The sequence below is a fragment of the Terrabacter sp. P5_B1 genome (genome assembly GCF_056400505.1).
This window is the reverse complement of record NZ_JBFULD010000031.1, coordinates 1-19,444: the sequence shown is the minus strand read 5'-3', so window position 1 is coordinate 19,444 and position 19,444 is coordinate 1. Positions and strand designations below refer to the sequence as shown.

The following is a 19,444-nucleotide window of genomic DNA, read 5'->3' as shown; positions in this document are numbered from 1 at the left end:
CTGCAGCACCCACACCGGCGGCGACCGCCTTGCCCGACGGTCCCGCCTTGCCCGAATCACCCCGGGATGCCGCTGCGTCCTCGACCCCGGGAGTGCCGACGCGAGCGCCGGGCTCGACCGAACCGCGCCAGGCACCGGTGGCGTACTCCTCGGACTCGATGAACTGCTTGAAGCGCTCGAGGTCGTTCCCGGCCTGGTTCTCGACGATGCCGACCTTGTCGCCCACCTTCTCGACCAGGCCCTCCGGCTCGTACTCGAGGAAGAGCGTCACGGACGTCTGTCCGCCGCCCAGGTCCTCGAAGGTCACGGCTCCCGCGTTGGTCGCACCCTCGGTGGCGGCCCAGGCGACCTTCTGGTCCGGGATCTGCTCGAGGACACGGGCCTGCCACTCGCGGCGCACGCCCGCGATCTCGGCCACCCACTCGAGGCGCTCGTCGCTGAGCTGCGTGACGCTCTTGACGCCGCCCATGAACTGGGGGAAGTCCTCGAACTGCGTCCACTGGTTGTAGGCCCGGCTGACAGGAACGTTCACCAGAATGGTCTTTGTGACTCGCGTCGTCATGTCATCTCCTTCGTGGTCGACAGGGGGCGGCACCGGTGGCTGTCGCCCCGCCTGTGGCGTCCCCGTGCCCACCGGCCGGCCGTCTCAACCGGACGCCGACCGACTTTCGGGACGTGCCCGCACCAGGGACGGTCCCGGCGTGGACCCGCCGACCGTTGCTCGGCAGTCGGGTCAGGGCCACCACCCGAGGAGGCTGCCGCCGATCTTGAGGATGAACGCACTGACGATCGCGACGAAGACCGCGCGCACGAAGCCGCTCCCCTTCGCCACGGCGGTCCGGGCGCCCGCGTAGCCGCCGAGAAGGTTGGCCGACGCGATGACGAGCCCGACCTTGACGAGGACGAGACCCATGGGCAGGAAGACCGTGAGGGCGCCGAGGTTCGTCGCGAAGTTCGCGATCTTGGCCTTGGCGCTCGCCTCGAGGAAGTTGTAGCCCAGCAGGCCGACGAGGGCGAAGACGAGGAAGCTGCCCGTGCCGGGGCCGAGGGCGCCGTCGTAGCCCCCGATGACGAAGCCGGTCAGCATCGCGAGCACGGTGTGCCGAGCGCCGTGGAACCGCCGGATGGACTCCTTGCCGAGGTCCGGCTTGAAGAGCGTGTAGCTCCCGACGAGCACGAGCAGCACGAGGATGATCGGGTTGAACGCCGACTTCGGGATGTGCAGCCCGATGAGGGCTCCCCCGATCGAACCGACGTAGGCGACGGCCGCCATCGGCAGGGCCGTGCGCAGGTCGGGGCGCACGCGTCGGTAGAAGGTGACCGAGCTCGTGGCAGTGCCGAAGATCGAGCCGAACTTGTTCGTCGCGAGCAGCTGCGCCGGCGCCGCCCCCGGCAGCCCGACCAGCAGGGCCGGCAGCTGCACCAGGCCTCCCCCGCCGACGACGGCGTCGATCCAGCCGGCGACGAATGCTGCTGCCGCGAGGAAGGCCAGGGTGGTCAGGGTCGGGTCGCTCACGCCCCGGCGCCGTACGGGTCGGAATCGTCGGTGTCGTCGGCGTCGCCGGTGCCGGTGCCGGTGCCGTCGGTGTCGTCGTTCCAGCGGGCGACGATGTCCACCACGTCGAGCAGCTGGTGGGCGACGGCATCGGGGGCGGCGTCGACCGGCATGCGCTGGCCCGCCGGGATGTCGGAGTGCGGCACGAGGACGGCKCGCATCCCGACCTGGTGTGGCCCGTGGACGTCCTCGAAGAGGCGGTCGCCGACGTAGACGCTGTGCTCGGGCGCCACGCCCACGGCGTCGCAGGCCAGGCGGAAGGCGTCCGGGTGCGGCTTGACGACGTGGATCTCGGACGAGTAGACGTCGGCGTCGAGCAGGTCGAGGACCCCGTCGCGCGCGAACACCTCGCGGTGGTAGGCGCGGCTCCAGATCGTGTTGGACAGCACTCCGACACGGACGTCCATGCGCTGCAAGGTCTCCCAGAGCGGACGCACCTGCGGGTCGGTGTGGGTGTGGGGCTCCCAGAAGCGTTGGTATGCCGCGAGCGCCAGGTGGTGCCGGTCGTGCTCAGGGTCGACGCCCGCCTCGGCCAGGATGGCGGCCAGCGAGGCGCTCTGGTGGCTCTCGCGGCCCCGGCGCCACGCCCGGTCCTCCGCCTCGTGGATGCGCAGGGCGAGCGAGTCCGCTTCTGCGAGCTCGTCCAGGGGCATGTTCGGGTCATCGACGGCCAACCCGTGCACCGTGCGCGCGTAGACGCGCCACTGCTGCGGCACGTCCACCTCGTGCCAGGGGGTCAGCGTGCCGCCCCAGTCGAAGATCACCGCCTGGACGGGTCGACCTGGTGCGCTCACGAGCGCTCGACCTCGGCGGTGACCTCGGCGGTGAGCGCCGCCACGGCGTCGTCGACGGCGACCTCTCGGCGCTCGCCCGTCCGGCGGTCCTTGATCTCGACCTTCCCGTCGGCGAGGCCACGACCGATGACGAGGATCGTCGGGACGCCGATGAGCTCGGAGTCCTTGAACTTCACGCCGGGGCTGACGCCCCTGCGGTCGTCGACGATGACGGTGAGTCCCTGCACCTCGAGCTCGCGGGCGATCTCCTCGGCCTTGACGAAGAGCGTCTCGTCCTTGCCGGCGGCGACGATGTGGACGTCGGCGGGCGCGAGCTCGCGCGGCCAGACGATGCCGGACTCGTCGTGGTTGCCCTCGACGACGCAGGCGACGGCGCGCGAGACGCCGACGCCGTAGGAGCCCATGACGACGGTCACGAGCTTGCCGTTCTGGTCGAGCACCTTGAGGTCGAGCGCCTCGGCGTACTTCGTGCCGAGCTGGAAGACGTGACCCATCTCGATGCCCCGGGCGGTCGACAGGGTGTGGTCGCACGTCGGGCAGCGGTCGCCCTCGCGCACCTCGGCAGCCTCGATCGTGCCGTCGGCGGTGAAGTCGCGCCCCGCGACGAGGTCGATGACGTGCTGTCCCACGACGTTCGCACCGGTGACCCAGCGGGTGCCCTCGGCGACGCGCGGGTCGAGCAGGTAGCGGATGCCGCTCGTGCCCTCGAGCCCGAGCGCCCCGGGCCCGATGTAGCCCTTGACGAGCGCCGGGTTGGCGGCGAAGTCGGCCTCGGTGAAGGCGTCCACCTCGGCCGGCTCGACCTGGGCGCCCAGACGCTTCTCGTCGACCTCGCGGTCGCCGGGCACGCCGATCGCGAGCGGCTCGCGCGTGCCGTCGGGGTTCACCAGGGTCACGACGACGTTCTTGAGGGTGTCGCCGGCGACCCACGGACGGTCCTCGCGCGGGAAGCGCTCGTTGAGGTGGGCGACGAGCGTCTCGATGGTCGGGGTGTCGGGGGTGTCCTCGGCGTGCGCGGCGGGGACGCCGTCCCAGCCCACGGGGTCGGGCGCGGGCACGCGGACGGCCTCGACGTTCGCGGCATACCCGCAGCTGGTGCAGTGGACGTAGGTGTCCTCACCGACCTCGGCCGTGGCGAGGAACTCCTCGCTCTTGCTGCCGCCCATGGCGCCCGCCATGGCCTCGACGATGACGTAGTGGAAGCCGAGCCGGTCGAAGATGCGGACGTAGGCCTCACGGTGCAGCTGGTAGCTCTTGTCGAGCCCTGCAGCGTCGATGTCGAAGGAGTAGCTGTCCTTCATGACGAACTCGCGGCCGCGCAGCACGCCCGCACGGGGGCGCGCCTCGTCGCGGTACTTCGTCTGGATCTGGTAGATCGAGAGCGGCAGGTCCTTGTAGGAGCTGTAGAGGTCCTTGACCGTGAGGGTGAACATCTCCTCGTGGGTCGGGCCGAGCAGGTGGTCGGCGCCCTTGCGGTCCTGGAGCCGGAAGATGTTGTCGCCGTACTCGATCCAGCGGCCGCTCGCCTCGAAGGGCTCCTTGGGCAGCAGCGCGGGGAAGAGCAGCTCCTGGGCGCCGATGGCGTCCATCTCCTCGCGGACGATCCTCTCGACGTTGCGCAGCACGCGCAGGCCGAGGGGCAGCCACGTGTAGACGCCCGGGCTGACGCGGCGGACGTAGCCGGCGCGGACGAGGAGGCGGTGGCTCGGGACCTCTGCGTCCGCCGGGTCCTCGCGAAGGGTTCGCAGGAACAGGGACGACATGTGCAGGGCCACGGGTCTCCTCGTGTGGGTTGGGCGCGGGGGCGGGGGCGGAACCTAGGCAGGATATCGGCCCCCCGGGGGGCGTTGTCGGCACCCGGCTTGACGGCGGGCCGGTCCTCGTCCGGAGATCGTGACGTCCTTGTGACCACACGACGCGGTGTTCGGCCACCTGAGCACGAACCGTGCGGAACAATCGGGACGGGCGCGTGCGCCTCACGAACACCACAAAGGAGTGTTGACGACCTGATGAGCACCCCCTCCATCCCGGCTCCTGGATCATCGAGTGCCGACACGACGGGCGCCGCGGCACATCCGGCCGGCCCGCCCGGCAGCATCATCCTCGAGATGCGCGAGATCACCAAGGAGTTCCCGGGCGTCAAGGCCCTCTCGAACGTGTCGATGGCGGTGCGCCGGGGAGAGGTCCACGCGATCTGCGGGGAGAACGGCGCCGGCAAGTCCACCCTGATGAAGGTCCTGTCCGGGGTGCACCCCGCGGGCACCTACGACGGCGAGATCCACTTCGAGGGCCGGCTCGTCGAGTTCAACAACATCCGCGACAGCGAGCACGCCGGCATCGTCATCATCCACCAGGAGCTCGCCCTCATCCCGGAGATGTCGATCGCCGAGAACATCTTCCTCGGCAACGAGACGGCCAAGGGTGGCGTCATCAACTGGCTCGCCACCCGGGCCAAGGCGCGCGAGCTGCTCGCCCGCGTCGGCCTCGACGAGGAGCCCGGCACGAAGATCCGCGACATCGGCGTCGGCAAGCAGCAGCTCGTCGAGATCGCCAAGGCGCTGTCCAAGGACGTCAAGCTGCTCATCCTCGACGAGCCGACCGCCGCCCTCAACGAGGGGGACTCCCAGCACCTGCTCGACCTCATCGCCGGTCTGCGCTCCAAGGGCGTGACCTGCATCATGATCAGCCACAAGCTCAACGAGATCGAGCAGATCGCTGACTCCATCACCATCATCCGCGACGGCAAGTCGATCGAGACGCTGCGCGTCAAGGAGGACGGCGTCGACGAGAACCGCATCATCCGCGGGATGGTCGGTCGCGACCTCGAGTCGCGCTTCCCCGACCACACCCCCGAGATCGGTGAGGTCTTCTTCGAGGTGAGGAACTGGACGGTGCGCCACCCGAGCGTCGCGGACCGCCTCGTGGCCAAGCACAGCGACTTCTTCGTCCGCCGTGGCGAGATCGTCGGCTTCGCCGGCCTCATGGGCGCCGGACGGACCGAGCTGATGCGCAGTCTCTTCGGCCGCTCCTACGGCACCTACGTCGAGGGCACCATCGTCAAGGACGGCCACGAGGTGCGGCTCCGGTCGGTCTCCGACGCCATCGACGCCGGCCTCGCGTACGTCACGGAGGACCGCAAGACGCTCGGTCTCAACCTCCTCGACGACATCAAGCGGACGACCGTCTCGGCTCGGCTCCAGCGCATCACCCGCGGTTTCGTCGTCGACGAGCGCGAGGAGTACAACTTCGCCGAGTCCTATCGGAAGTCCTTGCGCACCAAGGCCCCCAACGTCGACGAGGGGGTCGCCAAGCTCTCCGGCGGCAACCAGCAGAAGGTGGTGCTCGCGAAGTGGCTCTTCACCGAGCCCGACCTGCTCATCCTCGACGAACCGACGCGTGGGATCGACGTCGGCGCCAAGTTCGAGATCTACGGGATCATCCAGCGCATGGCCTCGGAGGGCAAGGGCGTCATCCTCGTCTCCTCCGAGCTGCCCGAGCTGATCGGCCTGTCCGACCGCATCTACACGATCGCCGAGGGCGCGGTCACCGGTGTGCTCTCCCGCGAGGAGGCGGACCAGGAGTCGCTGATGCGCCTCATGACCCGACGCACCCACGGCGGCTCCTCCGCGACGACGCGCGAGAGCGCGTGAGCGGCACGCCGGCCGCAACCCCTCACCCACCCGCACCCGACACAGCCAGGACTGCACCCATGGACAAGGTCAAGAAGATCTTCGGTGGCGACACCCGTCAGCTCGGCATGATCTTCGCCCTCGTGGCGCTGATCATCTTCTTCCAGATCTGGACCGGCGGGCTCACGCTCACGCCGGACAACGTCATCAACATCTTCCAGCAGAACTCCTACATCCTCGTGCTCGCCATCGGCATGGTGCTCGTCATCATCGCCGGCCACATCGACCTCTCGGTCGGCTCCGTCGCAGCGTTCGTCGGGATCTGCGTCGCCATCGCGATGCGTGACTGGGGACTCAGCTGGTGGATGGGCATCCTGTTCGGGCTGGCCCTCGGGGCGCTCGTCGGTGCATGGCACGGGGTGTGGGTGGCCTACGTCGGGATCCCCGCCTTCATCGTCACGCTGTCGGGCATGCTCCTCTTCCGCGGCGCCAACCAGTACGTCGGCAAGTCCAACTCGGTGCCGGTCCCGGACGACTTCGAGGTCATCGGCGCCGGCTACCTCCCCGAGGTCGGACCCAACACGGGCTACAACAACCTGACCGTGCTCATCGGGCTGGTGCTCGCCGTCGGCATCGTCGTCGGCGCCGTCCGCAGCCGCCGTGCGCTGGTCAAGCTCGGCGCCGAGGTCGAGGACGCCTGGATCATGTGGGTGCGCCTCGGGCTCATCTGCGCCGCGATCATCGGCGCGACGCTGCTCTTCGGCTCGGGTCGCGCGGGCACGTCGTTCCCCGTCGCCGGGATCATCCTCGCGGTGCTCGTCCTGGTCTACGGCTTCATCTCCAACCGCACCGTCATCGGCCGTCACATCTACGCCGTCGGTGGCAACCGCCACGCGGCCGAGCTCTCCGGCGTGAAGAGCAAGAAGGTCAACTTCCTCGTCATGATGAACATGTCGATCCTGGCGGCCCTCGCCGGCATGATCTTCGTGGCCCGCTCGACCGCTTCGGGCCCGTCGGACGGTGTCGGCTGGGAGCTCGACGCCATCGCGGCCGTCTTCATCGGCGGCGCTGCCGTCACCGGTGGTGTCGGCACCGTGGTCGGCTCCATCGTCGGAGGCCTCGTCATGGCCGTGCTCAACAACGGCCTGCAGCTCAAGGGCATCGGCGCCGACGCGACCCAGATGATCAAGGGCCTCGTGCTTCTCGTCGCCGTCGCCTTCGACGTCTACAACAAGTCGCAGGGCCGTGGCTCCCTCATCGGCATGCTGACGCGGAACTTCCGACGCGGTGGGGACGACGACGACACCTCCGCCCCGCCACCGCCGTCCGCCGCCACCGAGATCACCCCGGTGGGCGAGACGATCCGCCAGTCCAGCTGAGCCGTCGGCTCGGCCGCGAGACCCGGTCAGGGCGCCGCCCGAGACCGAGCACGATCCGCGTACCGCCTGGACGCGATGAGAGGAAAGAGAGCACATGCGTACCTTCACCAAGGTGCTGGGCGTCACGGCTGTGGCCGCCCTTGTTCTGACCGGTTGCGGTCGGAACAGCGACGCCGGCACGACGCCGGGCGCATCCAACGGAGGATCCGCTGCCGCGGGCTTCCCCGCCAACGCGGTCATCGGCGTCGCGCTGCCGCAGAAGACGTCGGAGAACTGGGTGCTCGCCGAGCAGCTGTTCAAGGACGGCCTGTCCGCGGCCGGCTTCCAGGGCGACGTGCAGTTCGCCAACGGTGGCGTCTCGGAGCAGCAGAACCAGATCTCGGCCATGGTCACCAAGGGCGCCAAGGTCATCGTCGTCGGTGCCATCGACGGTTCGCAGCTGGGGTCCCAGCTCAAGGCCGCCAAGGACGCCGGCGCCACGGTCATCGCCTACGACCGCCTCGTGAAGAACACGCCCGCCGTCGACTACTACGTCGCCTACGACAACTTCAAGGTCGGCGAGCTGCAGGGCCAGGCCCTGCTCGACGGCATGGCCAAGAAGAAGGCCAACGGCCCGTACAACATCGAGCTCTTCGCCGGCTCGCCGGACGACGCGAACGCCAAGGTGTTCTTCGACGGCGCCATGAAGGTGCTCAAGCCGAAGATCGACGACGGCACCCTGAAGGTCGTGTCCGGCCAGAAGGACTTCAACCAGGTCGTCACGCAGGGCTGGAAGGCCGAGAACGCGCAGAAGCGCATGGACACGCTTCTCGCGGCGAACTACACGAGCGCGGCGCTCGACGGCGTCCTGTCCCCCAACGACACCCTGGCCCGCGCGATCATCACGTCGGTGAAGGCTGCCGGCAAGCCGGTCCCGGTCGTCACCGGTCAGGACTCCGAGGTCGAGTCGGTCAAGTCGATCATGGCGGGTGAGCAGTACTCCACGATCAACAAGGACACGCGCAACCTCGTCAAGGAGACGATCGCCATGGTCACCGCCCTGCAGAAGGGGCAGACGCCGACCGTCAACGACACGAAGTCCTACAACAACGGTGTCAAGGTCGTCCCGGCCAACCTCCTCCCGCCGGTCATCGTGACCAAGGAGAACGCGGCCCAGGCCTACGCGAACGACCCGACGCTGGCCCCGCTCACCAAGTGAGCTGACACGGCACGGTCACCGCACCAGGTGAAGGCCCGCCCCGCCCGGGGCGGGCCTTCGTCGTCCCCGCGTCGGTGTCGCCGGACGGACAGCCGCCCCCTCGACGCGCAGGAGGCGTAGCGTCGCGCCATGTCGGACGTCTACCTCCACGGCCACCACGAGAGCGTCCTCGCGTCGCACGGCGCGCGAACGGCGGCGGACTCGGCCGCCTACCTGCTCCCGCACCTGCGCGAGGGGCTGACCGTGCTCGACGTGGGCTGTGGGCCCGGCACGATCACGCTCGACCTCGCCGAGGCGGTCGGGCCGAGGGGGGCCGTCACCGGCGTCGAGCACGTCGAGGGCCCGCTCGAGCACGCACGCCGCAACGCCTCCGCCCGCGGTGACGAGCGCACGCAGTTCGAGCTGGCCGACGTCAGGGAGCTTCCGTATGCCGACGCGTCCTTCGACGTCGTCCACGCCCACCAGGTGCTCCAGCACCTCTCCGACCCTGTCGGCGCCCTTCGCGAGATGGCGCGGGTGGCGCGTCCCGGTGGTCTGGTCGCGGTGCGCGACGTCGACTACGCCTCGATGGTGTGGCACCCGGCGTCCGAAGGGATGACCCGGTGGCTCGGGGTCTACCGACGCCTCGCTCGCCTCAACCATGCCGAGCCCGATGCAGGGCGCCACCTCGTCGCCTGGTCACACGCCGCGGGGCTGACCCGACTCGAGCCGTCCGCCTCGCTGTGGACCTACGCCACACCGGAGCAGTGCGCGTGGTGGGGTGGTACCTGGGCCCGCCGCGCGCTCGAGTCGACCTTCGCGACGCAGGCGCTCGAGCGCGGGCTCGTGACGCCCGACGACCTGGCGGCCATCAGCGCTGACTGGCAGGCGTGGTCGACGCACCCCGACGCGTGGTTCGCGATGACCCACGCCGAGGTGATCGCCCACGTCTGAAGTGGCTGGGGTCGGTGGGGTCGGGTGGCGTCGAATGGCGTCGGGTGGCGTCGGGTGGGAACCGGTTCGGCGAGCGGCGCCCCGGGTTTGCCAGAGTGGCCCCATGCCACGCACCTGTTGCACCTTCACCCTCGTCAACGACCCCGCCGAGGCGCAGGCGCGGTTCGCGACTCTCGTGGCGCGCGAGCCGGAGGCGCTCAGTGTCGTCGCGAGCGTGACGCAGGCCATCGTCACCGACCCGAGCCGCTCCGTCGAGCCGCGCTGGTGGACGGGTGCGGACGCGTCGGGTGAGATCGTCGCCGCGTTCATGCACACGCCGCCCCACCCGCTGCACATCGCGCTGGCCACCCCTGATGAGGCGCGCGACCTCGCCGCGCTGCTCGCCGATGGGGGCGGCGCGCTCCCCGGTGTGGGCGGGCAACGAACAGCGGCCGAGGCCTTCGCGGCCGAGTGGGCCGCGCTCACGGGCGCGACGTCGACGGTCGCCATGGAGGTGGGCCGCTTCGACCTGCCGACCAGACCACGTCTGCCTTTCGAGGTCCGCGGCGCCTTCCGGGTCGCCACCGCCGCGGACGCACCGCTCCTGTATCGGTGGCACCAGCAGTTCGTGGACGCCATCGAGGGCGGCGGCCGCGCAGCCTCATCCCTGACGCACCACCTCGCGGACGGTCTGGTCGGACTCTGGGAAGACGACGGACGGCCGGTGTCGATGGCATGCGCCTCCCCCGCCAACGGCGGTGTCACGCGCATCTCCGGGGTATGGACCCCGCCGGAGCTGCGCGGAAACGGCTACGCGAGCGGGGTCGTCGCGGCGCTCAGCACCGCGCGCCTCGAGGCGGGCGAGGCGTGCATGCTCTACACCGACCTGGCCAACCCGACCTCCAACGCCATCTACCAGGCGATGGGCTACCGCCGCTTCGGTGACAGCATCAGCATCCGGTTCGACGGCTGACGTCTCAACGCAGGACGCCGCCGGCCCGCAGTGCCGTGCGGATCATCGGCCACTGCAGCGGCAACCGCGCCACGGTCGCCGCGAGATAGCCCTGCCTCTTCGGGTCCTCCCGGTCGCGATCGAACCGGCGCTTTGCGTGACCCGTCATCGTGACGTTCGCCGGGAAGACGGCGGCGAGCAGGGCAGCCGAGGCCAGACCTGCGACGCGGCGGGTGCGTGGAAGGGAAAGCCCTACGGCACAAGCGATCTCAAGTGCGCCCGACGCATACACCAACGCCCTGCGCGACGGCAGCCGGGTCGGCACCATCGCCTCGAACGGCTCAGGCTTGACGAAGTGCATCGTCCCCGACGCGAGGAAGAGACCGGCCAGGGCGGCGGCATCCTTGCCGAGCGGTGCGTTGGTCAGGGTCTTCATGACCACACCCTAGGGGCGTCGGGCGCTAGAGCAGGACCGTGGTGAAGGCCCCGACCTCGTGGAAGCCGCAGCGAGCGTAGGTGGCGCGAGCGGCAGCGTTGAAGTCGTTGACGTAGAGAGAGACCTCGTCGGCCATGCTCGACAGCACCTGCTCGACGACGCTTGCCATCGCCGGCACCGAGAGTCCCCGTCCCCGCAGGCGTGGGTGYAGCCACACCCCCTGCACCTGGGCGCAGCCGAGAGCGAGGGAGCCGACGTCCGCCTTGAAGACGACCTCGCCGTCCTCGACCCTGACGAACGTGTGGCCCGCCCGGATGAGCGCGGCGATGCTCGCCCGGTAGCTGCGGTCCGAGCCGAAGTACGGCGGGTAGCCGATCTCCTCGGTGAACATGCTGGCGGCGGCCGGCAGCACGAGGTCGACCTCGTCGAGGCGTGCCGGGCGTACGTCGGGATCGAGCCGGAGGCCGAGGCTCGACGGCATCTCGCGAGTCGTCAGCAACGGCTGGTGCGCGCGGACGGCGCGGACGGGGCCCCACGTCGGGCCGAGGCGGTCCCACAGGCCGACGACCTGCCCGCTGGGGCCGAAGATCGAGGCGCACTGGCGGCGCATCCGGATGATCCGCGCCGCAACGGCGGCCACGCCGTCCTGGTCCAGCTCGACCGGCACGACGTTGGCGCTGACCCACGCGAGACCACGCAGCTCGCCGTCGCTCCAGTGACCCAGGAGTGAGCCGGGAGAGCTGCGGAGCGAACCCTCGACGATGCGCGCCGCCACGAAGGCATTGGCCACGCGGTCACGCGCGCACACCTCGAGGGCGGCGTCGTGGTCGGCCCCGGACAGGGGTCGCACGGGAAGGCGTTGGCGGAGCACCTCCCCAGACTGCCTGCCCACGGCCCGGGTGTCACCCCGGCGCGCCCCACGAACGCGTCACAGCCCGCCCGCCGACCGCCCCCACCCTGATCGAACGAGCAGGTTCGTCGTGCGGCGAACTGCTCTGTCGATCGAGTCAGGGGRCCRGGTGCAGGACCGGCCGGTCGAGGTCGGTGTTGTCGAGCACCCACGTGGCGCGGGCACGCGGGTCGGTCGCGGCGAGGTAGAGGCGCTGGCCCTCGACGTAGCGACGGTTGGACTCGGCCTCCGGGTCGGGATCACGGCCGTCGCCGAACCGGGCATTCCCTCGCGGGACGGAGACGGCGAACGGCACCTCGACCCACAGGGCTGCGTCCCACACGTCGGTCAGCTCGGGCCGCTGGAGGAAGATCCCGTCGACGAGCAGCACGGTGTCCGCCACGACGGCGACCGGGTCCGGGCGCACCGGCCTGTCGGCGTCCACGTCGTTGACGGCAGGCGTCACGGACTCGCCTCGTCGGAACGGATCGACGACGGCCCGACGGAACGCGGCGTAGTCGTAGGAGTCCTCGTAGAAGGTCTCGGGTCCACGGCCCCGCCGACGCGCTGAGCCTTCGGCCGGTGGAACCCGTCGATCGAGACGCGCAGCACGTGGCGCGAGCCGTCCACCGCGCCGATCACCTCGGCGAGCTGGTCGGCCAGCACGGTCTTGCCGGCGCCGTCGAAGCCGTCGACGGCAACGGTGACCCGCTCACCCGGCCGGAGCGCGACGATGTGGTCCGCGAGGTCGCGCAGGACGGCACACCGGACCGACGTGCCAAGCCCTCGCGAGCTCGGGCGCGGCACCTCCCCGGCTCCACTCGTCGAGGTGACGGGCGTCCGCACGTCAGCTGACGGTGACGTTGGGGGACCCGGCCGACTCGTCGTCGATCGGCTCCCCCATCTCCTCGGCGAGGCGCATGGCCTCCTCGATGAGCGTCTCGACGATCTGCGCCTCGGGCACGGTCTTGATGACCTCGCCCTTGACGAAGATCTGGCCCTTGCCGTTGCCCGAGGCGACGCCGAGGTCGGCCTCGCGGGCCTCGCCCGGACCGTTGACGACGCAGCCCATGACGGCCACGCGCAGCGGCACGGTCATCCCCTCGAGGCCGGCGGTGACCTGGTCGGCGAGCGTGTAGACGTCGACCTGGGCACGCCCGCACGACGGGCACGAGACGATCTCGAGCTTGCGCGGTCGCAGGTTGAGGCTCTGCAGGATCTGGATGCCGACCTTGACCTCCTCGACCGGCGGCGCCGACAGGGAGACGCGGATGGTGTCGCCGATGCCGCGCGAGAGCAGCGCGCCGAAGGCGGTCGCCGACTTGATGGTGCCCTGGAAGGCGGGGCCGGCCTCGGTCACACCGAGGTGCAGCGGCCAGTCGCCGCGCTCGGCGAGCAGCTCGTAGGCGCGCACCATGACGACGGGGTCGTTGTGCTTGACCGAGATCTTGAAGTCGTGGAAGTCGTGCTCCTCGAAGAGGCTCGCCTCCCAGACGGCCGACTCGACGAGCGCCTCGGGGGTCGCCTTGCCGTACTTCTCCATGATCCGCTTGTCGAGGCTGCCGGCGTTGACGCCGATGCGGATGGAGACGCCGGCGTCCTTGGCCTCGCGCGCGATCTGCTTGACCTGGTCGTCGAACTGCCGGATGTTGCCGGGGTTGACGCGCACGGCCGCACAGCCGGCCTCGATCGCGGCGTAGACGTACTTCGGCTGGAAGTGGATGTCGGCGATGACCGGGATCTGGCTCTTCTGCGCGATCGCGGGCAGGGCTTCGGCGTCGTCCTGGCTGGGGCACGCGACCCGCACGATGTCGCAACCCGACGCCGTCAGCTCGGCGATCTGCTGGAGCGTCGCGTTGATGTCGGTCGTCGGCGTCGTCGTCATCGACTGCACCGACACGGGGAAGTCGCTCCCGACCCCGACCTTGCCGACCTGGATCTGGCGGGTCCGGCGCCGCGGGGCGAGGACCGGCGGGGGCAGGGGCGGCATACCGAGGGAGACGCTCATCCCGCCATTATGACCGCCCTCGGGGGCTCTGCCCCGAGCGCCCCCGAACGACCCGCGTCAGCCGAAGAGCTTGATCGGCTTGACGATGTCGGCGTAGATGAGCAGCACCGACATCGTGATGAGGACGAGGCTCATGCCGTAGGCGATCGGGAGACCCTTGGCGACGTCGACGAAGCCGGGATCGGGGCGGTGACGCAGGCGCGCCCAGCCCTTCTTGATCGACTCCCAGATCGCCCCCGCCACGTGGCCGCCGTCGAGCGGGAGCAGCGGCACGAGGTTGAAGACGAAGAGGGCGAGGTTGAGCGAGGCGATGAGCAGGATCAGCTGGGCGAGCTTGACCCAGTTGCCGCCCTCGTCGGCCGGGATGTCGAGCGCGGCGACCTCGCCGCCGATGCGCCCGACGCCGACGACGGAGATGGGGCCGTTGGGGTCGCGCGCCTCGGACCCGAAGGCGGCCTGCACGACGCCGGCCATCTTCTGCGGGATCTTGACGATGATCGATGCCGTGTCGACGAGGCGGTCCCAGACGAACTTGGGCGCCTGGGCGATCGGCGTCCGGACGAGCTCCTGGCCGGGCGTGAGGCCGGCGAAGCCCATCGACGCCATGACCAGCTTGCCGTCCTTGGCGATCGGGTTGCCCTGGTCGTCGTAGGTGGCGCGCGGGATGACGGCGGGCGTGATCGCGATCCGCACCTGCTGGTCCCCGCGCTGGACGACCCACGCCATCGTCTTGCCCTTGCTGTCGCGGATCGCGGCCGTGACCTGGTCCCACGAGGTCACGGCCCGGCCGTCGACGGAGACGATCCGGTCGCGTTCCTGCAGTCCCGAAGCCTTGGCCGGCGCGACAGGGTCCCCCGGCTTGCACTGTGGCTGCGGCACCTGGAGGGTGGGCGCCGCCGTCGGCACGCAGGCCGAGAGGAGCCCGACCTTGGGGGCGACCTGCGGCAGGCCGTAGATCGTGATGACGCCGGTCAGGAGCACCGCCGCGATCACGAGGTTCATGATCGGGCCGCCGAGCATGACGACGACCTTCTTCGCGGGGTGCAGCTTGTAGAAGACGCGGTCCTCGTCGCCCGGCTGGACCTCCTCCATGGAGTCGGCGCGGGCCTGGTCGACCATCTGGCTGAACCGGCCGGTCGAGAGGGTGCGCAGCTCGCCGGGCTTGTCACCGGGGCGGGGCGGGAGCATCCCGATCATCCGGACGTAGCCACCGAGCGGGATCGCCTTGATGCCGTACTCGGTCTCGCCGCGGCGTCGCGACCAGACCGTCGGGCCGAAACCGACCATGTACTGGGTCACCTTGACCCCGAACCTCTTCGCCGGCACGAGGTGGCCGATCTCGTGGAGGGCGATGCTGAGCGCCACGCCGACGACGACGACCAGGACCCCTAGGAAGAACAGCACCTCATCATTGTCACACCCCGTCCCTGTGAAGCCGGTTCGATGTATCTATGCGGCCCCTGTGCCGCGCGCGGCCTCACGGCTGGTTCGAGGTGTTTCCGAGGCCCTCAGGTCTCGGAAATACCTCGAACCGCTAGGGGGTGCGCGCGGCCGCAGCCTGGCGGGCCCAGGTGTCGGCGGCGAGGACGTCGTCGAGCGTCAGGTCACGGACGTGCGAGGCCGGCTCGGCGGCATACGCGTCCACGACCCCGGCCACGATGTCGACGATGTCGACGAAGCCGATGCGGCCCTCGTGGAAGGCATCGACCGCGACCTCGTTGGCGGCGTTGTAGACGGCTGGCCAGGTGCCACCGGTCTCCCCCACCCGACGGGCCAGCGCGACCGCTGGGAAGGCCTCGTCGTCGAGCGGCTCGAAGTCCCACGACTGCGCCCTGGTCCAGTCGACCGGCACGTCCGCGTCGGCGATCCGCTCGGGCCAGCTCATCCCCAGCGCGATCGGCACGAGCATCCGCGGGGGGCCGGCCTGGGCGATCGTCGAGCCGTCGACGAACTCGACCATCGAGTGGATCATCTGCTGCGGGTGCACGACGACGTCGATGCGCCCGAAGGGGATGTCGAAGAGGAGGTGCGCCTCGATGACCTCGAGCCCCTTGTTGACGAGGGTGGCCGAGTTCGTCGTGATGACGCGGCCCATCGCGAAGTTCGGGTGCGCGAGCGCTTGCTCGGGCGTCACGTCGGCCAGCTCGGCGCGCGAACGACCGCGGAACGGACCGCCGCTCGCGGTGACGACGAGGCGGCGCACCTCGTCCGCGCGGCCGCCGCGGAGGCACTGGGCGATCGCCGAGTGCTCGCTGTCGACGGGCACGATCTGGCCGGGCGCCGCGATCGCCTTGACGAGCGGACCGCCGATGATGAGCGACTCCTTGTTGGCGAGCGCCAGGGTCGTCCCGGTGCGCAGCGCCGCGAGGGTCGGCTCGAGCCCGATGGCGCCGGTGATGCCGTTGACGACGACGTCCGCCTCGCGCCCTGCGAGGGTCGTGCTCGCGCCCGGGCCGACGAGCAGCTCGGGGTCGTATGCCGTCACGCCCGCTGCGTCGGCCGCGCCCGCAATAGCTCGCGCCACGTCCTGCTCGGTGCCGTTCGCGACGGCGACGACGGGGACCCGCAGCGCCACGGCCTGCTCGGCGACGAGCTGGACGTTGGCGCCGGCCGACAGACCGACGACCTCGAAGCGGTCGCGGTTGCGGTGCACGAGATCGAGGGCCTGCGTGCCGATCGAACCGGTCGAGCCGAGCAGGACGATGCGGCGAGGGCGCGTCGGGGTGTCAGTCACCCCGACATTCTCGCGCAGGTGCGTCTCAGGCGGTCACTCCCCTCGCCCGGAGCAGCTCGTCGCGCTGGAAGGCGTAGGCGACGGCCCAGGTCATCCGCAGGCGGTACATCCGGATGTCGTCACCCCAGGTCCAGGGGCTGCTGCCGTAGTGCGCAGTCCAGTGCGCCTCCACGGCGTCGCGCTGCGGACCCGGCTCCATGAGCTCGGCGTAGCCGTGGGCGAAGAGGGCGAGCTCCTCGCCGTCGATGTGGGCCACGCTGACCGCGGGCCTCGCCTCGAGGTGCCTGGCCTTGGCCGACGTCCCGGACGTGCTGAAGGTCCAGGTGCCGTGGAGGAAGTGACCGTCGAGGGCGCTGATGCGCGGCTCCCCCGACGCCGTGACGGTCGCCACCGACAGCACCTTCATGCCGGTGAGCAGCGCGACGAGCTGCTCGGCACTGAGCGTGCGGTCGTCGCCGATGATGCTGCGCAGGTGACCCGTCGCCCGGGCGTGAGAGGCGTCGAGCAGAACCTGGAGGGCGGCTGTCTCGTCCGGTGTCTCGCGCATCCTGCGACGGTAGCGCCGATGACCGACGCCCGACGGAGAAGTCGCCGGGCACCCGCTCGGTGGAGACCGGAGGCCGCCCGGGGCACCGGAGCCCTCGGAGAATCCGCGACGTCTCCTTCTCCGGCATGATGAGGGCGTGAGGTCGCTCGGCTCGCGTCAGGTCCTGCTCGGCGTGCTCGCCGTGGCCGTCGTCGCGCTCGCGTGGGTCGTCGTCCGCGCCACGCAGGGCCCGTCCACCCCGGCCGGACAGCGCGCGGCGGCCAGCGCCAGCTACATGCCCGGCCCTCTGGGGACCGACCACGACTCCGGACTCGCGTGGGTCGCCGAGTCGGCACTCCCCCCGCGGGCCCTGGACACGTTGGCGCTGATCCGCGCCGGCGGACCGTTCCCCTACCCGCACAGCGACAACCAGGTCTTCGACAACCGGGAACGCCTGCTACCACGGCACGCACGCGGCTACTACCGCGAGTTCACCGTCGTGACACCGGGATCGGAGGACCGCGGCGCCCGCCGCATCATCACGGGCAGCAGCGGCGAGAAGTACTGGACCGACGACCACTACGCGTCGTTCAGCCGGATCAAGGAGGGCACGTGACGACGTTCCTCAGCAGGCACAGCGAGCCCGACGACCACATCGCGCAGCTGCGGTGGCTGGGTCACGACGTGCGCATCGTCTCCGGAGGCAACGACAAGGCGGGGGTGCTCGACGCCTTCGCGACGGACCTCGAGCTGCCTGACTGGTTCGGGCGCAACTGGGATGCCCTCGTGGACGCCCTGCGCGACCTCGACGCCCAGCGAGGGGTGCCGATCGAGCTCGTCTGGGACCACGCGGCCGCCCTGCGCGAGCGCGACCGCGGCGCCTTCGACACGGTCGTCGAGATCCTTGAGCAGGTGGCCGACGAGCGCGACGACCTCAACATCACCGTCGTGACCCGGTAGGCCGCCGAGTGTGCGGTCAGACCTCAGGAGACGAAGACGCGGTCGTCGGTGAGCCGCTCGGCGATCTCCTGGCCCGCGGTGTGGAAGCGGCCGTGCTCGAAGTCCCCTCAGCGCGGTCGACCGGCAGCTTCTGGATGTAGTCGAGCAGCACGAACGGGGCCTGTCCCGTCGCCTTGGTGACGCGGTCGAGGGCCGCAACGCACCCCCGCACCGGGCCGGTTCGGTGAATGTCCCGACGTCAGAGGGCGATTCCGACGTACTTCGTCTCGAGGTACTCGTCGATGCCCTCGAACCCGCCCTCGCGCCCGACACCGGACGCCTTGACGCCGCCGAAGGGAGCCGCCGGGTTGGAGACGATGCCCTGGTTGACGCCGACCATGCCGTACTCGAGGGACTCGCTCATCGTGATCGCCCGCGAGAGGTCCTTGGTGAAGAGGTAGGCGACGAGGCCGTACTCGGTGTCGTTGGCGAGGCGGATCGCTTCGGCGTCGGTGCGGAACGTCGTGACGGGCGCGACGGGACCGAAGATCTCCTCCCGGGCCATGTCGGCGTCGGTCGGGACGTCGGCGAGCACGGTCGGGCTGTAGAACCAGCCGTCGCCCTCGGGGGCGGACCCGCCGACGAGGACCTTGGCACCCTTGGCGACGGCGTCGTCGACCAGCGCCGAGACCTTGTCGCGGGCCTTCTCGTCGACGAGCGGGCCGACGTCGACGCCGTCCTTGGTGCCCTTGCCGAGGGTGAGCGCGCCCATCCGTCGGGCCAGCCCGGCGCTGAACTCGTCGGCGAGCGACTCGTGGACGTAGAAGCGGTTCGCGGCCGTGCACGCTTCGCCCATGTTGCGCATCTTGGCGAGCATCGCGCCCTCGACGGCCTGGTCGACGTCGGCGTCCTCGAAGACGAGGAACGGTGCGTTGCCGCCGAGCTCCATCGAGACCCGCAGGATGCACTGCGAGGCCTGCTCCATGAGCGAGCGTCCGACCGGGGTCGAGCCGGTGAAGGTCAGTTTGCGCAGACGCGGGTCGCGGATGAGCGGCTCCATGACGTCTCCGGTGGTGCCGTGCGTCGTCATGACGACATTGAGGACGCCGTCGGGCAGCCCACACTCGCGGAGCAGCTCGGCGAGGGCGAGCATCGTCAGCGGCGTCTGGCTGGCCGGCTTGACGACCATGGTGCAACCGGCGGCGATGGCGGGCCCGATCTTGCGCGTGCCCATCGCGAGCGGAAAGTTCCAGGGGGTGATCATCAGCGTCGGGCCGACGGGCTGCTTCATCGTCATGAGCCGGGTCGCGCCGTTGGGAGCGGTCGACCAGCGCCCCGAGATGCGCACGGCCTCCTCGGAGAACCACCGGAAGAACTCGGCGCCGTAGGCGACCTCGCCGCGGCTCTCGGCGAGCGTCTTGCCCATCTCGAGGGTCATGAGCATCGCGAACTCGTCGGCACGCTCGGTGATCTTCTCGTATGCCGCCCGCAGC

Annotated in this window: 20 protein-coding genes; 7 read left to right on the top strand and 13 right to left on the bottom strand. The window is 70.3% G+C overall.

Annotated features, from left to right (window positions below; translation table 11 throughout):
* The 4 genes from AC1DP0_RS04240 to AC1DP0_RS04225 form a co-directional block, all read right to left on the bottom strand.
* Positions 1–562, bottom strand: a 562-nt coding sequence (locus tag AC1DP0_RS04240) for an SRPBCC family protein (RefSeq protein ID WP_478082635.1), incomplete at its 3' end; no start/stop codon positions are given.
* 171 nt (positions 563–733) lie between these two features.
* Entirely contained in the window at positions 734–1,516 is a 783-nt protein-coding gene (locus AC1DP0_RS04235; RefSeq protein WP_478082634.1) for a TSUP family transporter, read from the bottom strand.
* On the bottom strand, positions 1,513–2,349 hold the full coding sequence (locus AC1DP0_RS04230) for an HAD family hydrolase (protein WP_478082633.1): 837 nt from the start codon (positions 2,347–2,349) through the stop codon (positions 1,513–1,515). Before AC1DP0_RS04230 ends, AC1DP0_RS04235 begins: the two co-directional genes overlap by 4 nt.
* Complete coding sequence (locus AC1DP0_RS04225) at positions 2,346–4,124, bottom strand: proline--tRNA ligase (protein WP_478082632.1); 1,779 nt, start codon at positions 4,122–4,124, stop codon at positions 2,346–2,348. The genes AC1DP0_RS04230 and AC1DP0_RS04225 overlap by 4 nt, the downstream gene beginning before the upstream one ends.
* Positions 4,125–4,457: 333 nt before the next feature.
* Between AC1DP0_RS04225 and mmsA the strand changes: the two genes are divergently transcribed.
* The 5 genes from mmsA to AC1DP0_RS04200 all read left to right on the top strand — a co-directional run bounded on the left by mmsA (position 4,458) and on the right by AC1DP0_RS04200 (position 10,440).
* On the top strand, positions 4,458–5,999 hold the full coding sequence (gene mmsA, locus AC1DP0_RS04220) for a multiple monosaccharide ABC transporter ATP-binding protein (RefSeq protein ID WP_478082636.1): 1,542 nt from the start codon (positions 4,458–4,460) through the stop codon (positions 5,997–5,999).
* 59 nt (positions 6,000–6,058) lie between these two features.
* Positions 6,059–7,357, top strand: coding sequence for a multiple monosaccharide ABC transporter permease (gene mmsB / locus AC1DP0_RS04215; RefSeq protein ID WP_478082631.1), 1,299 nt, complete (start codon positions 6,059–6,061; stop codon positions 7,355–7,357).
* Between the two features lie 94 nt (positions 7,358–7,451).
* The gene (locus tag AC1DP0_RS04210; RefSeq protein ID WP_478082630.1) at positions 7,452–8,555 is read left to right on the top strand and encodes a substrate-binding domain-containing protein; all 1,104 of its coding nucleotides are present in this window, start codon (positions 7,452–7,454) and stop codon (positions 8,553–8,555) included.
* A gap of 129 nt (positions 8,556–8,684) precedes the next feature.
* Positions 8,685–9,488 carry a methyltransferase domain-containing protein gene (locus tag AC1DP0_RS04205; RefSeq protein WP_478082629.1) on the top strand — a complete coding sequence of 268 codons (804 nt, stop codon included), beginning with the start codon at positions 8,685–8,687 and terminating at the stop codon, positions 9,486–9,488.
* 103 nt (positions 9,489–9,591) lie between these two features.
* Positions 9,592–10,440, top strand: a complete 849-nt coding sequence (locus AC1DP0_RS04200) for a GNAT family N-acetyltransferase (protein ID WP_478082628.1) — start codon at positions 9,592–9,594, stop codon at positions 10,438–10,440.
* Between the two features lie 4 nt (positions 10,441–10,444).
* Here AC1DP0_RS04200 and AC1DP0_RS04195 read toward each other — a convergent pair whose 3' ends face one another.
* From AC1DP0_RS04195 to AC1DP0_RS04160, 8 genes are all read right to left on the bottom strand, one after another.
* Positions 10,445–10,855 (bottom strand): DoxX family protein, encoded by a 411-nt coding sequence (locus AC1DP0_RS04195; protein ID WP_478082627.1) that lies wholly within the window; start codon positions 10,853–10,855, stop codon positions 10,445–10,447.
* A 25-nt stretch (positions 10,856–10,880) separates the two neighbouring features.
* Positions 10,881–11,726 carry a GNAT family N-acetyltransferase gene (locus tag AC1DP0_RS04190; protein WP_478082626.1) on the bottom strand — a complete coding sequence of 282 codons (846 nt, stop codon included), beginning with the start codon at positions 11,724–11,726 and terminating at the stop codon, positions 10,881–10,883.
* A 136-nt stretch (positions 11,727–11,862) separates the two neighbouring features.
* On the bottom strand, positions 11,863–12,210 hold the full coding sequence (locus AC1DP0_RS04185; protein WP_478082625.1) for a nucleoside/nucleotide kinase family protein: 348 nt from the start codon (positions 12,208–12,210) through the stop codon (positions 11,863–11,865).
* Positions 12,207–12,590, bottom strand: coding sequence for a hypothetical protein (locus tag AC1DP0_RS04180; protein ID WP_478082624.1), 384 nt, complete (start codon positions 12,588–12,590; stop codon positions 12,207–12,209). The genes AC1DP0_RS04185 and AC1DP0_RS04180 overlap by 4 nt, the downstream gene beginning before the upstream one ends.
* A 1-nt stretch (position 12,591) precedes the next feature.
* The gene (gene ispG, locus AC1DP0_RS04175) at positions 12,592–13,752 is read right to left on the bottom strand and encodes a flavodoxin-dependent (E)-4-hydroxy-3-methylbut-2-enyl-diphosphate synthase (protein ID WP_478082623.1); all 1,161 of its coding nucleotides are present in this window, start codon (positions 13,750–13,752) and stop codon (positions 12,592–12,594) included.
* 57 nt (positions 13,753–13,809) lie between these two features.
* Positions 13,810–15,156 carry a M50 family metallopeptidase gene (locus AC1DP0_RS04170; protein ID WP_478082622.1) on the bottom strand — a complete coding sequence of 449 codons (1,347 nt, stop codon included), beginning with the start codon at positions 15,154–15,156 and terminating at the stop codon, positions 13,810–13,812.
* A gap of 130 nt (positions 15,157–15,286) precedes the next feature.
* On the bottom strand, positions 15,287–16,486 hold the full coding sequence (gene dxr / locus AC1DP0_RS04165) for a 1-deoxy-D-xylulose-5-phosphate reductoisomerase (RefSeq protein WP_478082621.1): 1,200 nt from the start codon (positions 16,484–16,486) through the stop codon (positions 15,287–15,289).
* 25 nt (positions 16,487–16,511) lie between these two features.
* A complete protein-coding gene (locus tag AC1DP0_RS04160; RefSeq protein WP_478082620.1) occupies positions 16,512–17,033 on the bottom strand; it encodes a pyridoxamine 5'-phosphate oxidase family protein in 522 nt (173 codons plus the stop codon).
* A 136-nt stretch (positions 17,034–17,169) separates the two neighbouring features.
* Here AC1DP0_RS04160 and AC1DP0_RS04155 point away from each other — a divergent pair, with 136 nt between their 5' ends.
* A complete protein-coding gene (locus AC1DP0_RS04155; protein WP_478082619.1) occupies positions 17,170–17,628 on the top strand; it encodes a guanyl-specific ribonuclease in 459 nt (152 codons plus the stop codon).
* Positions 17,625–17,972 (top strand): barstar family protein, encoded by a 348-nt coding sequence (locus AC1DP0_RS04150; RefSeq protein WP_478082618.1) that lies wholly within the window; start codon positions 17,625–17,627, stop codon positions 17,970–17,972. The genes AC1DP0_RS04155 and AC1DP0_RS04150 overlap by 4 nt, the downstream gene beginning before the upstream one ends.
* 238 nt (positions 17,973–18,210) lie before the next feature.
* Here AC1DP0_RS04150 and AC1DP0_RS04145 read toward each other — a convergent pair.
* The coding region (locus AC1DP0_RS04145; RefSeq protein ID WP_478082617.1) for an NAD-dependent succinate-semialdehyde dehydrogenase at positions 18,211–19,444 on the bottom strand (1,234 nt) is incomplete at its 5' end.

Excerpts from the sequence above, each read along its gene's own strand:
- AC1DP0_RS04210 (WP_478082630.1), top strand. The coding sequence starts at position 7,452 with ATGCGTACCTTCACCAAGGTGCTGGGCGTCACGGCTGTGGCCGCCCTT.
- AC1DP0_RS04160 (WP_478082620.1), bottom strand. The coding sequence starts at position 17,033 with ATGCGCGAGACACCGGACGAGACAGCCGCCCTCCAGGTTCTGCTCGAC.
- AC1DP0_RS04200 (WP_478082628.1), top strand. The coding sequence starts at position 9,592 with ATGCCACGCACCTGTTGCACCTTCACCCTCGTCAACGACCCCGCCGAG.
- AC1DP0_RS04205 (WP_478082629.1), top strand. The coding sequence starts at position 8,685 with ATGTCGGACGTCTACCTCCACGGCCACCACGAGAGCGTCCTCGCGTCG.
- AC1DP0_RS04195 (WP_478082627.1), bottom strand. The coding sequence starts at position 10,855 with ATGAAGACCCTGACCAACGCACCGCTCGGCAAGGATGCCGCCGCCCTG.
- mmsA (WP_478082636.1), top strand. The coding sequence starts at position 4,458 with ATGCGCGAGATCACCAAGGAGTTCCCGGGCGTCAAGGCCCTCTCGAAC.
- ispG (WP_478082623.1), bottom strand. The coding sequence starts at position 13,752 with ATGAGCGTCTCCCTCGGTATGCCGCCCCTGCCCCCGCCGGTCCTCGCC.
- mmsB (WP_478082631.1), top strand. The coding sequence starts at position 6,059 with ATGGACAAGGTCAAGAAGATCTTCGGTGGCGACACCCGTCAGCTCGGC.